Origin of the sequence: Nitrobacter sp. 62-13 (assembly GCF_001896955.1) — a bacterium.
Taxonomy (GTDB): Bacteria; Pseudomonadota; Alphaproteobacteria; order Rhizobiales; family Xanthobacteraceae; genus Nitrobacter.
Map to the genome: position 1 here is coordinate 1 of NZ_MKRN01000064.1, position 11857 is coordinate 11857.

The window sequence follows — 11857 nt, forward strand, 5'->3', positions numbered from 1 at the left end:
TGGTGAAGGGCGCCTGCGGATTGCGGCGCGCCGGTTTGGCCTCGACGGTCGAAACGGTGAAGTTGGCGGCTTCGATCGCCTTCCTGAAATCCTCGGCCTCAGCGCCGCTGCCGATGTCGAGTCGCTGGATTTTCTTGCCGTCCGCGCCGACGAGGCGGGCCTCGAAGGCTTCACCCCGCGGCGTCGCCAGCGTCGCGATCAGCGACCAGTATTCGCGGGGCACGAATTTCTCGATCTCGAGTTCGCGGTCGCAGACCAGCCGCAGGGCGACCGATTGCACGCGACCGGCCGAGCGCGCGCCGGGCAGCTTGCGCCACAGCACCGGAGAAAGGGTGAAGCCGACCAGATAGTCGAGCGCGCGGCGCGCCATGTAGGCGTCGACCAAGGCACCGTCGATCTGGCGCGGATTCTTCATCGCGTCGGTGACGGCCTGCTTGGTGATGGCGTTGAAGACAACGCGCTCGATCTTCTGGTCCTTCAGCGCGCGTTTCTGCTTCAGCACCTCGAGCACGTGCCAGGAGATTGCCTCGCCCTCACGATCGGGGTCGGTGGCGAGGATGAGCTTGTCGGCGCCCTTGAGCGACTTGGCGATGTCATTGAGTCGGCCGACGGCCTTCGGATCGACCTCCCAGATCATCTGGAAATTGGCGTCCGGATCGACCGACCCGTTCTTGGCGGGGAGGTCGCGGACGTGTCCGAACGATGCCAGAACCTCATATGACGCGCCGAGATACTTGTTGATCGTCTTGGCCTTTGCGGGCGACTCGACAATGACGATATTCATGTTATTCCAATAGTTTACGTAAAAGCTCGGAGCTGGTTCCCTCAGGAATGCCCCGGCTGTTTCGGGGCGAACATGGGTGCAGCGCGTCCTTAAGTCAAATAGACTTGTGTGAAGGTCGGGAGTTCATCTCATCATTATAGTTGTATTTTTTATGATTCTTTACTTATAGTTGTGAACGCATGGAGGGTGGTAAGGCCAAGATACAGCTTCCACTTGGATCATGATGGTGTGGGGTCATGATGAGAGGAGTATCCTGGATGAGGGGACGACCAGGCCGGAAAAAAGAATTTGGCGACCCTGCGGGCGAGCCCGCCGGCGACGGTGGTCCTGAGGAAGCGGCGCGCTATCTGGCGGCGGCGGCGGCCGATCTCGTACTGATCGCCCGGCGCCATCGCCTGGATACCCTTGGCTTCCTGTTGGAGATGGCGCAGATGGAAGCTGAGGACATCGTCCGGCTCCGCGCGGCGCGCGAGCAGACCTGATCGAGCCGAGTGGCTTAGCTTAGGTCGCTTGAAGGACGTACAGAAAATCACGAAATCCCGCTTCTGATTCCCGTTTCCGTCAAAAGCGGAAAGTCAGTTGGAGTCTGTTTCACCTGAGTTGAATCAGACTCGTCGCTTATCCTTTTGTTTGAGCATGATCTTTTCCGAAAACCGGTTTCCACTTTTCGGGATCATGCTCTGGCAGGCTGTTGAAGAAGTCTCCAACCGTCATTCCGGGGCGCAACGAAGGTGCGAACCCGGAATCCAGCCACACTGATTTTCTTCGTATTTCTGGATTCCGGATCGCCGCTTGCGCGGCGTCCGGAATGACGACAGAGATTTTTCAACACCCCATTAGTGAAAACCGGGCCGCAGCACGGGCAAGCTTCCGGGAATGGTGCGCTTCGCGGCGCTCGCGTCGCTGGAAATCGACTGCACGCTGTCATCTTCATCGACGCGACGGCTTGCGCGGACGCTTGGTTTAGCGTGATGCGGGAGCGAAACGACAGCCTTCAGCGGCGCTGCGGATTTTTCCGGAATTGCGAAGATATTCTGCGCCGGTACGGGAAAGGTGTCGGTCGCAGGACCTTCGGCCAACGCCGACCGGCGCGGCCATGGGGACGCCTGCGGCACTGGCACGGTGCCCCGCACGAAACGGCGTGAACTGCTGAATGCCTCTGGCAAAAGAAACAGCTTGCCGTCGCGCAAGCCGGAATCCGAGATAGCGGGAGCGGGCAGCATGCCGGTGTTGGCGAAGCTGAAGCGCGGTACCTTCGGCCAATGTGTCGAAGTGACCGCCTCGGACGCCGGATGCGCCTGCCAGTCCTGCGGCGATGTCGGGGTCGCCGGCCGATCGGGCGTGGCCGACACCACGTGGACGATGTGGTAGCCGCGCTCCTTCAGGGTACGGAGAATCCTTGGCAGTGCGGCGACCGTCCGCGCCTGGATATCGTGTAACAGCAAAATGCCTTTGCCCTTGGCCTCGATCCGGCTGATCGCGAGCTGGTAAACGCGATCGGCCGAGATGTGTCGCCAGTCGTCCGCCGGAAAATCGGCGCTCCAGACCTGAATACCTTTCGAGGCCAGATAATCCTCGACATCTTTCGCCCGCAACAGGCCGGGAATGCGCATGAACGGGGCCAGCGCTGCAGGATCGCCCAGAGCCGCTGCAGCGGAGGCAATGCCGTCGTCGATTTCCTGTCGCGCCCGTTCGATCGGCATCCGGTTCATGCTGAGCGGATGGTTTTGCGAATGGGTGCCGATGGAATGGCCTGCCGCCAGCACGCGGCGTAGATCTTGCGGATAGTCGTGCGCCATCCGGCCGATCGTGAAGAAGGTTGCCTTCACGCATTCCCGCGCCAGGATATCGAGGACCTGGAGGCTGTGCGGCGGCAGGGGGCCGTCATCGAAGGTCAGCACCACCTCGTGGTCCCTGAGCGGCAACGTCTCCGGATATTGCATGCTGCCGATACGGGGATGTTCGCGCGGGTCCACGACCAGCGTCCGCGAGGTTCCGAGGGCGTCGGGATTACCGGGACAGTCGGCGGCCAAAACGGGGAGTGGCGTGAGTTCCAAAGTGGCGGCGAGCAGACCGGCGCAAAGAATCCGCGGTGGCTTCAGCCAGTTTCGGTTCAACGTCTCTGTCATTCGAACATACTTTCGCGCCGCCAATCCGGTGCCGAAACTACTCGTCGGGCGATGAACGCCCCCTTAACTCGTCGACAGGTGGGACAGCCGACGCGATGTCATTTGCGTCGGCATGCTTTTCAACGCCTTTGGGCTTCGGAACGACATGCACCACATGGTAGCCGTTGACCCGCATGTATTTGAGAAAATCGGGCAGCATGGCGGCGGTTTGCGCGCGAATGTCGTGAAACAGGATGATGCCCTTCCGCGCAGCCTTGAGCCGTCCGGTAATCAGCTTCAATTCATCCTGCGGGGTCATCGGGAGCCAGTCGCTAGCCCAGAAATCGGCGCCGAACACGACGATTCCCCTCGCTTGAAGCATTGCGAGAAGTTCAGGCGTCGACTCGAAGTACGGAAAGCGAAAAAACGGCGTGCGCGGGACATTCGTCGCCTTCCCGTTGAGGGCCGTTTCGTCCGCGACGATTCCGCGATCGATATTGTCGGTGGCTGCTTTAAGGCTCATCGCATTGAGGTGCGGATGCGACCAACTATGGTGCCCCATCGTATGGCCGAGCGCCGCGGCTTTCCTGACGATACCCGGCATCCCCTGCGAATTCCTGCCGACCTGGAAAAAGGTCGCAAGCACGCATTCGCGCGCGAGCGCATCCAGAATGCGGGGCGTCGTTGTCGCCGGCCCGTCGTCGAAGGTGAGGACCACTTCCTTGTCCTCGAGCGGGAGCGTCTGGGGAAAGCTCTTGAGGCCGACACGCGGATACCTTGTGGCATCGACCTCGAGGGTGCGCGACGTACCGAGCGTTCCGGGGCGCGGGCAGTCGCCGGCCCATGCCGGGACGGTCCATGCAACAAGAAGGAGAAGTGCAACCCTCAACTTGCCCATGCTGCGGTGGCTCATAACGTGTGTATCGCCACGTCGAGTATAGCTTATCGGCGGCCATATGGCTCCAACCGTTCACCGCGCCTTAACGCGGATCATCGACCCTCGTCCGAATCGTGGGGTTGGTCATGCAGCGATTGCGACTGAAAGCGGACGGACGGATCGTGGAGATTCGCGATGGGCGGGAGTTTCCGCTGGCGCCATTGATGCCCGTCGCGAATGCGAGTTCCGCTCCGGACCCTCTCATTGCGGGGCCTGCGACGGCCGCTACAGAACCCGAGGTCAGAAGCCTGCGTCGGCGGGCGGGCCTGACCCAGGTCGAATTCGCAGCAAGGCTGGGTGTCCCTGTTGAAACCATCCGGAACTGGGAACAGGGCAAGCGGATGCCACGCGGACCCGCACGCGCGCTTCTTGCGGTCATTGCGCGCGCGCCCGAAACCGTATTCGCTGCCCTGGACGGATATCCGGCCGGTTGAGATTCGGCCGCGCTTGGCGGTCCCTGCGGCGGCATAAAATTCGCGCAAAGTTCAGCTTACCCTCGGTGTGATCGCCGGAGGAGGTTTGCGATGCAGTACGTTGAGGCCAATGGCGCGCGCATTCCGGCCATCGGACTGGGCACATGGGAGCTTCGCGGCCGGACCTGCACACGTCTTGTCGAGCAGGCGCTGAGGTTCGGCTACCGTCATATCGATACCGCGCAGATGTACGAGAACGAGCGCGAGGTCGGGGAGGGCCTGCGCGCGTCCAGTATCGATCGTGACGCTGTTTTCGTCACCACCAAGGTCTGGACCACGCATTTCGCGCCAAACGATCTCGAGCGGTCCGTCAAGGAAAGTCTCAGGCAATTGCGCCTGGCGCAAATCGACCTGGTGCTGCTGCACTGGCCCAATCCGCGCATTCCGCTATCCGAGACCATGGGCGCGCTTGCCAACGTCAGGCGGCTCGGCATGGCGCGTCACATCGGCGTGTCGAATTTTACCGTCGCATTGATCGAGGAGGCGGTCGCGCTCTGTCCGGAGCCTCTGGTTTGCGATCAGGTCGAGTATCATCCCTATCTCGACCAGACCAAAGTGCTGGAAGCGTGCCGCCGCCACGACATGGCGCTGGTCGCCTACAGTCCCATCGCCAAGGGACGCATCAAGACCGATGACGTCTTGCGACGGATAGGGGCTGCTTACGGCAAGACGGCGGCACAGGTTTGCCTGCGTTGGCTCGTTCAGCAAAACGTGGCGGCGATTCCGCGGACATCGCGGATAGAACGGCTCTCGGAGAACATCGAGATCTTCGACTTCACGCTGAGCGATGACGAGATGGCGCGGATATCGGCGATGGGCAGCGCCAAAGGGCGTCTGACGGATTTCGGATTTGCTCCGAAATGGGACTAGCTTTCAACCGCGCAATGAACCGCGGCGGTTGATTTCGGCGCACCGCTCGCGCATGCAGGACGTCCCTTTGCTTGCCGGCTGATTGCATGTTTTTCCTGCTCGCCAAAATCATCGGATTTGTCACGCTGCCGTCGAACGCGATCGCGATCGTCTCCGGTCTGGGCCTGTGTCTGCTGTTGCTGAAACGCCATCGCGCCGGCGCAAGTCTGCTGACGGTCGGTATCGTCTCGCTGTTGGTTTTCGGATATTCGCCTGCCGGGAACGTGCTGCTGCTGACATTGTCGGATCGTTTCCCGGCATGGCAGTACGATGGACGCGATCCGGCCGGCATCATCGTCCTCGGCGGAGCCATCGATCCCGGAATATCTGCCGCCCGTGGTGCAGTCGAAACCAACGGATCGGCGGAGCGGGTCATTGCAGCGCTCGAATTGGCGCGGCGATTTCCCGGAGCGCGTATCGTCTACAGCAGCGGAAGTGGGAATCTGATCGCGGACTTCGTCCCCGAGGCGCCGATCGCCGGGCGGCTGCTGGAGACCTTGGGAATATCGCCTGAGCGTATCGTTCTTGAAAGCGGCTCCCGCACGACCGACGAAAACGCGCGGTTCACCAGCAAGCTGATTTCACCGAAACCCGGCGAACGCTGGTTGTTGGTGACGTCGGCATATCACATGCCGCGGTCGATCGGCGTGTTCCGCAAGGCGGGCTTTGATGTCGAGGCCTATCCGGTCGATTGGCGTACGCGCGGTTGGGTCGATGCCTCACGGCCTTTCGGCAGGCTGAGCGCGGGCCTCGCCTCCAGCGATACTGCCGTGCATGAATGGGTGGGTCTGATTGCCTATTGGCTGGCCGGGCGCAGCGATAGGTTGTTGCCGGCGCCTCGGCCGCCATAGGCGGCGCGCGCTCTCAATCCAGCCGCGGCAAGCCCAACCGGTACACGCCGCGGAAGTCCAGCGGATCGGCCGGCTTGCCTTTGCGATAGATCACGAGGCGTCCGGATTGTGCCAAAGCCACGGCTGCACGACGGATCGGCATCAGCAGAGCGTGCCAATCGGATTCGGCGGCAATCGCCTGCGCAATCTCCGGCGCGCTCAGTGTCCTGCTGACGTCTCGCGTCAGGACTTTGAGAATGCTTTCTTCGAGCGAGGGCGCTGGCTGCGAATCTTGTGCGATCATGGGCTGATGCCATGACGCAATGGTAGTTGCTCTGCAAGAGGAAGTGTCCAATGCGGTCCTTCCTTCGACGGGCGGCATGGGAGTGAAACCGAATGACGCTGATGCTGGTGATCGGGAACAAGAATTATTCGTCATGGTCGATGCGGCCCTGGCTGGCGCTCAAGGCCAGCGGCATTGCATTCGAAGAAAGATCGATTCCGCTCTACACCGGCGCAGCCGACAAAAAACGCATTCTTGACGTGACGCCTTCCGGCAAGGTTCCGGCGCTGATCGATGGCGACGTGACGGTTTGGGATTCGCTCGCGATCATCGAATACCTTGCCGAACGGTTTCCGGAGACGGGTTTGTGGCCAGCGAACCGGGCGGACCGCGCCCGCGCACGGTCGATCTCGGCGGAAATGCATTCGGGATTTGCGGCACTGCGGAGCGAGTGCGGGATGAACCTGCATCGGCCGGTTCGCGCGAAAGCGCTTTCCGACAATGCGCAAGCCGACATCGCTCGCATCCAGGAGATTTGGACCGATTGCCGTGGGCGGTCCGCGCAGGCCGGCCCGTTCCTGTTCGGAACCTTCACTGCGGCCGACGCCATGTATGGCCCGGTGGTGCATCGCTTCCGGACCTATGCGATCGCCGTGACGCCGCCGGTGCGAGCGTACATGGATGCCATGATGTCGTTTCCGGCTTTTCAGCAGTGGACCGAGCAGGGGCTCGCGGAAACCGGCGTGATCGAGAGATTGGAAGCCGATTGAACGCGCGTCGGCCTTCTCGGCCAGGGCACCCCGCCGGCGAGGCCCTTCCTGTGCCGTGTTGGGATAGAGCCACAACCGACACTCGCGTGGATTCGTTTCCGGCAACCAAAACGCATTACATTACTGGAAAATCTGCAAAATTTCGCGGTTTCGGCCTGCTCTTATGGCTGGCCAAAACTCGCCGCCGCATGCTATACGTAACGAAATCTTGACCGGCGTATCGAGGAACCCGGGCGGATTGGTGTGGGGCGTTGTGTGATGGAGAAGGCGTTGAAGCATAAATTTCTCGTTGGAGAAACGGTCTATTTCACCGCGAGCAACGTGGCGAGGCCGGCTGCGAGCGGCACCTATGAGGTGATCCGTTTGCTTCCCACCGACGGCGACGACTGTCAGTACCGTATCAAGAATTCGGCCGAGGCCTTCGAGCGCGTCGCGAAAGAAAGTCAGCTTGCGGCCGGCTAAAACCTCCCGTCACGATTGAGCCAAGGTTTCTCTGAGTAAGGTTTCTCTGAACTTCCTGGATCAAGGTCCTCCCTGACCCCGACCAGGGCTTGTCTTGAAGCCGTCTGAGGCGGACCCCTCCGGACTGATTTTGCCGCATTCCCGGGTCAGTGAATAACCTGGGAATCCGCATTGGCATTCGTCGATTGCGTTTTATGCTGCTCCTACTCGGCATGAGGGACAATCGCGTATGAACTGGGCGTCGGCAACATCACTCGATCAATTCTGGGGTTCCTCGCCGTTCCCGATGTGGCTGACGCTGGCGGCGGCGGCATTTTTCGCAATCCTCGTCCTTCTGACGCTGGTTCGCGCCGACAAATCGGTTGCGAATGTTGTTCTGACCGTCATCACGTTGCTTGCGATCGGAGTAGCGGCCGCCGCCACCATTCGTAGCGGCGGTTCTGAGGCGTTCGCGTCGAAAAATCCGTCCGTTCCGGTCAACGTCGCGATGCCGGCATTGTCCTGCATCGACGGCCTTGCCGGCGATGTGGTCGAGGTCGCCTGCGAGAAGGCGTTGTTCGGTACGCCGGATGCGGTGGCCGCCGCCGTGTCCTACACCGCATCCGAAATCAGCCGACTGAGATCGTTCGGGGAGGCTGCCGGCAGCATGCCGCCGGAGTTGCAGGCGCTACGGCGGGCAATCGAACGCGATCGCTATGGTCTTGTCGCCCATGTGCTCGTATCCCGCGATCACTGCCAGCCCTCCGACTGCGCCGCCTTTCAATTGCTGACCGATCGAAACCATATCGCTGCGAACATGGAGGAGGGGACCTACGAGAAGCTTGTGACGCATTATGCGTCGTCGTGGAATGCGCAGGCGGAAACGGCGAAGGCCGCGGAGGCCGGCATGCCGCCGCCGCTCGGATCGGAGCCGACGGGCAAACCGACCAACGCCGAGTTTCCGTCCTCCGCATCGATTCCGCCGGTCAGCATCATGACGCCTGAACCGCCGACAGGGACGGCGACGCAGTCACCACCGCCGGCCCCGCCCGCCGCGACCGCGCAAGCGGTTCCGAAGCCCCGTCCGGCTCCTGCCAAGAAGCAGGCCGCCCCGAAGGCCGCGCCCAAGGCACACACGGTGGCGCCGGTTCGCCTGACGCCCGAACCACCTCCGGCGAGCACGCAGCAGAATTAGCGGACTGTTCGAAGGCGTGGCTGACATGCACCTCAATCTCGTCAAGCTGGCGGTCGGTTGCGACTCCGTGAAGGACCTCAGGGGCTGGATCGCCGACCGCATGAAACAGGCCAAGCGAAAGGGCCTGCCGCGTCACCACATCCACATCACCCGGATGACGCCGAAGCGCGACGAGGAATTGCTCGCGGGCGGCTCTCTCTACTGGGTCATCAAGGGTGAAATCGCTGCCCGGGAGAAACTGATCGGAATCGAGCCGTTCCGCGATTCCGATGGTATCGGCCGGTGCCGCATCGTCATGAAACCACAGGTGATCGCCGTCAGGCCGCGTCCGATGCGCCCGTTTCAGGGCTGGCGCTATCTGTCCGCCGCTGATGCGCCTCCCGACCTCGGCAGCAATGCGGCGAGTGTCGCCGCGATGCCCGAGCCGCTGCGGCGCGAGTTGCGCGATCTCGGGTTGCTGTAACGGTAACAAGCAAGGCGGATGCCTTGGTGCCAAACTCTGATTCAACTAAACGCCGATGTTATCGATCAGGCGTGTCGTTCCGATCTTTGCCGCGACCAGAAGGCGGACCGGTCCGTCTTTTAGCGAGCGGATCGGAGCCAGCGTTTCAGCATGGCGCGCCTCGAAATAGTCCAGCGCGAAGCCTGCGTCACCGATTGTTTTCGTCCCGTCGGCCATGACGGTTTCGAGATTGCCGCCGTTCCGCAAACGCTTGGCGGCTTCCTTCATGACGCGATGAAGCATCGGCGCTACGGCGCGCTGCGCGGTCGACAGATAGACATTGCGCGACGACATCGCGAGCCCGTCGCGCTCGCGCACGATCGGAACTCCGATCACTTTCACGCCGAGATCGAGATCGGCGGCCATTCGCGTCACGACCTTGAGCTGCTGATAGTCCTTCTGGCCGAACAGGGCGACGTCCGGCCGGCACTGTGTGAACAACTTGCCGACGACGGTCGCGACGCCGCCGAAAAAATGCGGCCGGAAACGGTCTTCAAGACCTGCCGTCGCCGGTCCTTCGGTCAATATCCGCGTCGCGAAGCCCGCTGGGTACATCGTGCCGACGTCCGGATTCCAGACCAGGTCGACCTGCGCCTGCGTGAGTTTGGCGATGTCGGCTTTCCAGGTCCGCGGATACGATCCGAAATCTTCGTGCGGCGCGAACTGGGTTGGGTTGACGAAAATCGAGACGACAACCTTTGACGCGCGCCGTTTTGCCTGATGCACCAGCGCCAGGTGCCCGTCGTGAAGCGCGCCCATGGTCGGCACCAAAGCGACGGTCGCCCGGCGCGTTCGCAAGCTCTCCAGGGTGCGGCGCAGCGAGGGAAGGGTACGGGCAACAACGGGCGCGCGGGGCATTGCTCCTCGTTACGATTTTTTGCCTTATATGTCATGTGTATATGGCATACATCTCGACAACAATGGGAGGAATCTCCCGGGTTGAAAACTTCCGAATAGGAATGGAAACTGACGCAGGATTCCGTCGGTTTGCCCGTCGGCCCCGCACGCGACGTATTGAGGCGTATTGAATCGTCCGTCGTTTGCGCCACATTGTGTGTTTAAATTCGTGCGAGTCTTGATGTCCCGCGATCCGCTGCCGCCAAAATATCCTGCTGACCCGTCCGTATGCCGGAGCACATCACTCGGCGGAAACGCGCCGCTGCCTGACGTAAAGCCATCGACCGCGTCCGATATTGCTGCGTTCGTGGCCAAGGCGCGCGCGATGTCGCCCTATGCCGCGGGCAGCCGCGGCAGGCTGATGTTTGCTCTCGACGCGACCATGAGCCGGCAGCCGACATGGGACATGGCCTGCGCCCTTCAGGCCGACATGTTTCGCGAAGCCGCCGCTATCGGCAGCCTCGACATCCGCCTGACCTACTATCGCGGCCCCAACGAGTGTCGCTCCAGCGGCTGGATATCCGACAGCAAGAAGCTGGCACGGTTGATGAGTACGATCGATTGCCGCAGCGGCGACACTCAAATTGGCAAAGTGCTCTCGCACGCGCGCAGCGAAGCGGTTGAGTCAGGCATCAAGGCGGTGGTGTTCGTTGGTGACGCAATGGAGGAATCGGCCGATGATCTCTGCGCGACGGCCGGCGAATTGGGGCTGCTGAAGATACCCGTGTTCATGTTCCAGGAAGGGCGGGATGCGACTGCGGAGAAGACGTTTCGTGATATCGCACGGCTGACCGGCGGCGCGTGGTGCCGGTTCGACCCCGGTGCGGCAGCCCAGTTGCGTGAATTGCTTCGAGCGGCCGCGGCCTATGCCGCGGGCGGCCGGGATGCGTTGCGGCGGCTGTCCACCGCCAGCGCGACCCAGCTTCTGGGACAAATGAAGGTAGCGCCATGATGCGCCTGGTATTTCGTATGCCGCAGTAACCGCCGCCGCCAACAATCGCTTTCGCCGGTTGCGCCGACATACTATCTATCCGCCATGCCGACTCTGATCTTGGGCCTCGTCGCCTTTCTTTTCCTATATTTGCTGCTTCAATTACTCCGGGCGGCAAACCCGGCCGTGCTTGCCCGGGCCATCAGGCTCGCAGGGGGCATTATTGCGCTTGCGGTGGCGGTCTTCGTCGGCATCAAGGGAGAAGTGGCGATAGCGCTGCCCCTCGGGATTTTCGGCGCCACGCTTCTGGGCTGGTCGCCGTCCTTTGCGTCGTTCTTCGGCAGAGTTTTCCGCTCGGGGACACCGAACGCGGGGGGACAAACGTCCCAGGTGCGCTCGCAGTTTCTCGAGATGGTCCTGGATCACGACAGCGGCCGTCTCGGCGGATGGATCCTTGTCGGGCCCGATGCCGGCCGCTCGCTTGACGATTTCGACCTGCCGCAACTCGTCGCAATGATGACGAGCTTCGATGCCGAGAGCTGTGCTTTACTTGAAAGTTACCTGGACCGCAGGTTTCCCGCCTGGCGTCAGAACGCGCAAGGCGATCCGGCAGGGGGGCGACGTCACGCGCCGACGGGCGGTAAAATGACGGACGAGGAGGCTTACCAGATCCTTGGCTTGCAGCCGGGGGCGAGCGGGGACGATATCCGGCGCGCGCATCGAGGGCTCATGAAGAAACTGCATCCCGACCAGGGGGGGTCGACGTACCTGGCGGCCCGTGTAAACGAGGCCAAGGA

Annotated in this window: 15 protein-coding genes; 10 read left to right on the plus strand and 5 right to left on the minus strand. The window is 61.9% G+C overall.

Annotated features, from left to right (window positions below; translation table 11 throughout):
* On the minus strand, positions 1-784 hold a 784-nt coding region (locus tag BGN91_RS06360), incomplete at its 3' end, for a DNA topoisomerase (protein ID WP_292611543.1).
* Between the two features lie 257 nt (positions 785-1041).
* Here BGN91_RS06360 and BGN91_RS06365 point away from each other — a divergent pair.
* Positions 1042-1266, plus strand: coding sequence for a hypothetical protein (locus BGN91_RS06365; protein WP_292611545.1), 225 nt, complete (start codon positions 1042-1044; stop codon positions 1264-1266).
* A 354-nt stretch (positions 1267-1620) separates the two neighbouring features.
* On the opposite strand, the gene BGN91_RS06370 is transcribed toward BGN91_RS06365, so the two are convergent.
* Together BGN91_RS06370 and BGN91_RS06375 are read right to left on the minus strand one after the other, a co-directional pair.
* Positions 1621-2913: a polysaccharide deacetylase family protein gene (locus BGN91_RS06370; RefSeq protein WP_292611546.1), complete on the minus strand. Its 1293-nt coding sequence runs from the start codon at positions 2911-2913 to the stop codon at positions 1621-1623.
* A gap of 37 nt (positions 2914-2950) precedes the next feature.
* The gene (locus BGN91_RS06375) at positions 2951-3790 is read right to left on the minus strand and encodes a polysaccharide deacetylase family protein (protein WP_292611563.1); all 840 of its coding nucleotides are present in this window, start codon (positions 3788-3790) and stop codon (positions 2951-2953) included.
* A gap of 125 nt (positions 3791-3915) precedes the next feature.
* Here BGN91_RS06375 and BGN91_RS06380 point away from each other — a divergent pair, with 125 nt between their 5' ends.
* The 3 genes from BGN91_RS06380 (at position 3916) to BGN91_RS06390 (ending at position 6062) form a co-directional block, all read left to right on the plus strand.
* Positions 3916-4263, plus strand: a complete 348-nt coding sequence (locus BGN91_RS06380) for a helix-turn-helix domain-containing protein (protein ID WP_292611547.1) — start codon at positions 3916-3918, stop codon at positions 4261-4263.
* 90 nt (positions 4264-4353) lie between these two features.
* Positions 4354-5172, plus strand: coding sequence for an aldo/keto reductase (locus BGN91_RS06385; RefSeq protein WP_292611548.1), 819 nt, complete (start codon positions 4354-4356; stop codon positions 5170-5172).
* 86 nt (positions 5173-5258) lie between these two features.
* Positions 5259-6062 (plus strand): YdcF family protein, encoded by an 804-nt coding sequence (locus BGN91_RS06390; RefSeq protein ID WP_292611549.1) that lies wholly within the window; start codon positions 5259-5261, stop codon positions 6060-6062.
* 13 nt (positions 6063-6075) lie between these two features.
* Here the strand turns inward: BGN91_RS06390 and BGN91_RS06395 are convergent, their stop codons facing one another.
* Positions 6076-6345, minus strand: a complete 270-nt coding sequence (locus tag BGN91_RS06395; RefSeq protein WP_292611551.1) for a DUF3253 domain-containing protein — start codon at positions 6343-6345, stop codon at positions 6076-6078.
* 92 nt (positions 6346-6437) lie between these two features.
* Between BGN91_RS06395 and BGN91_RS06400 the strand changes: the two genes are divergently transcribed.
* The 4 genes from BGN91_RS06400 to BGN91_RS06415 all read left to right on the plus strand — a co-directional run bounded on the left by BGN91_RS06400 (position 6438) and on the right by BGN91_RS06415 (position 9193).
* Positions 6438-7094, plus strand: a complete 657-nt coding sequence (locus BGN91_RS06400; protein WP_292611553.1) for a glutathione S-transferase family protein — start codon at positions 6438-6440, stop codon at positions 7092-7094.
* A 258-nt stretch (positions 7095-7352) separates the two neighbouring features.
* Positions 7353-7556, plus strand: coding sequence for a hypothetical protein (locus BGN91_RS06405; RefSeq protein WP_292611554.1), 204 nt, complete (start codon positions 7353-7355; stop codon positions 7554-7556).
* Between the two features lie 229 nt (positions 7557-7785).
* Positions 7786-8730, plus strand: a complete 945-nt coding sequence (locus tag BGN91_RS06410) for a hypothetical protein (RefSeq protein ID WP_292611556.1) — start codon at positions 7786-7788, stop codon at positions 8728-8730.
* 25 nt (positions 8731-8755) lie between these two features.
* Positions 8756-9193 carry a DUF1489 domain-containing protein gene (locus BGN91_RS06415; protein WP_292611565.1) on the plus strand — a complete coding sequence of 146 codons (438 nt, stop codon included), beginning with the start codon at positions 8756-8758 and terminating at the stop codon, positions 9191-9193.
* A 45-nt stretch (positions 9194-9238) separates the two neighbouring features.
* Here the strand turns inward: BGN91_RS06415 and panC are convergent, their stop codons facing one another.
* Positions 9239-10090: a pantoate--beta-alanine ligase gene (panC, locus tag BGN91_RS06420; RefSeq protein WP_292611557.1), complete on the minus strand. Its 852-nt coding sequence runs from the start codon at positions 10088-10090 to the stop codon at positions 9239-9241.
* A gap of 220 nt (positions 10091-10310) precedes the next feature.
* On the opposite strand from panC, the gene BGN91_RS06425 reads away from it, so the two are divergent.
* Complete coding sequence (locus BGN91_RS06425; protein ID WP_292611559.1) at positions 10311-11081, plus strand: VWA domain-containing protein; 771 nt, start codon at positions 10311-10313, stop codon at positions 11079-11081.
* A gap of 84 nt (positions 11082-11165) precedes the next feature.
* A partial coding sequence (locus BGN91_RS06430) for a DnaJ domain-containing protein (protein WP_292611561.1) occupies positions 11166-11857 on the plus strand: 692 nt, incomplete at its 3' end.

Coding starts and splice junctions, on each gene's coding strand:
- BGN91_RS06365 (WP_292611545.1), top strand. CDS start 1,042: ATGAGGGGACGACCAGGCCGGAAAAAAGAATTTGGCGACCCTGCGGGC.
- BGN91_RS06370 (WP_292611546.1), bottom strand. CDS start 2,913: ATGACAGAGACGTTGAACCGAAACTGGCTGAAGCCACCGCGGATTCTT.
- BGN91_RS06375 (WP_292611563.1), bottom strand. CDS start 3,790: ATGGGCAAGTTGAGGGTTGCACTTCTCCTTCTTGTTGCATGGACCGTC.
- BGN91_RS06380 (WP_292611547.1), top strand. CDS start 3,916: ATGCAGCGATTGCGACTGAAAGCGGACGGACGGATCGTGGAGATTCGC.
- BGN91_RS06385 (WP_292611548.1), top strand. CDS start 4,354: ATGCAGTACGTTGAGGCCAATGGCGCGCGCATTCCGGCCATCGGACTG.
- BGN91_RS06390 (WP_292611549.1), top strand. CDS start 5,259: ATGTTTTTCCTGCTCGCCAAAATCATCGGATTTGTCACGCTGCCGTCG.
- BGN91_RS06395 (WP_292611551.1), bottom strand. CDS start 6,345: ATGATCGCACAAGATTCGCAGCCAGCGCCCTCGCTCGAAGAAAGCATT.
- BGN91_RS06400 (WP_292611553.1), top strand. CDS start 6,438: ATGACGCTGATGCTGGTGATCGGGAACAAGAATTATTCGTCATGGTCG.
- BGN91_RS06405 (WP_292611554.1), top strand. CDS start 7,353: ATGGAGAAGGCGTTGAAGCATAAATTTCTCGTTGGAGAAACGGTCTAT.
- BGN91_RS06410 (WP_292611556.1), top strand. CDS start 7,786: ATGAACTGGGCGTCGGCAACATCACTCGATCAATTCTGGGGTTCCTCG.
- BGN91_RS06415 (WP_292611565.1), top strand. CDS start 8,756: ATGCACCTCAATCTCGTCAAGCTGGCGGTCGGTTGCGACTCCGTGAAG.
- panC (WP_292611557.1), bottom strand. CDS start 10,090: ATGCCCCGCGCGCCCGTTGTTGCCCGTACCCTTCCCTCGCTGCGCCGC.
- BGN91_RS06425 (WP_292611559.1), top strand. CDS start 10,311: ATGTCCCGCGATCCGCTGCCGCCAAAATATCCTGCTGACCCGTCCGTA.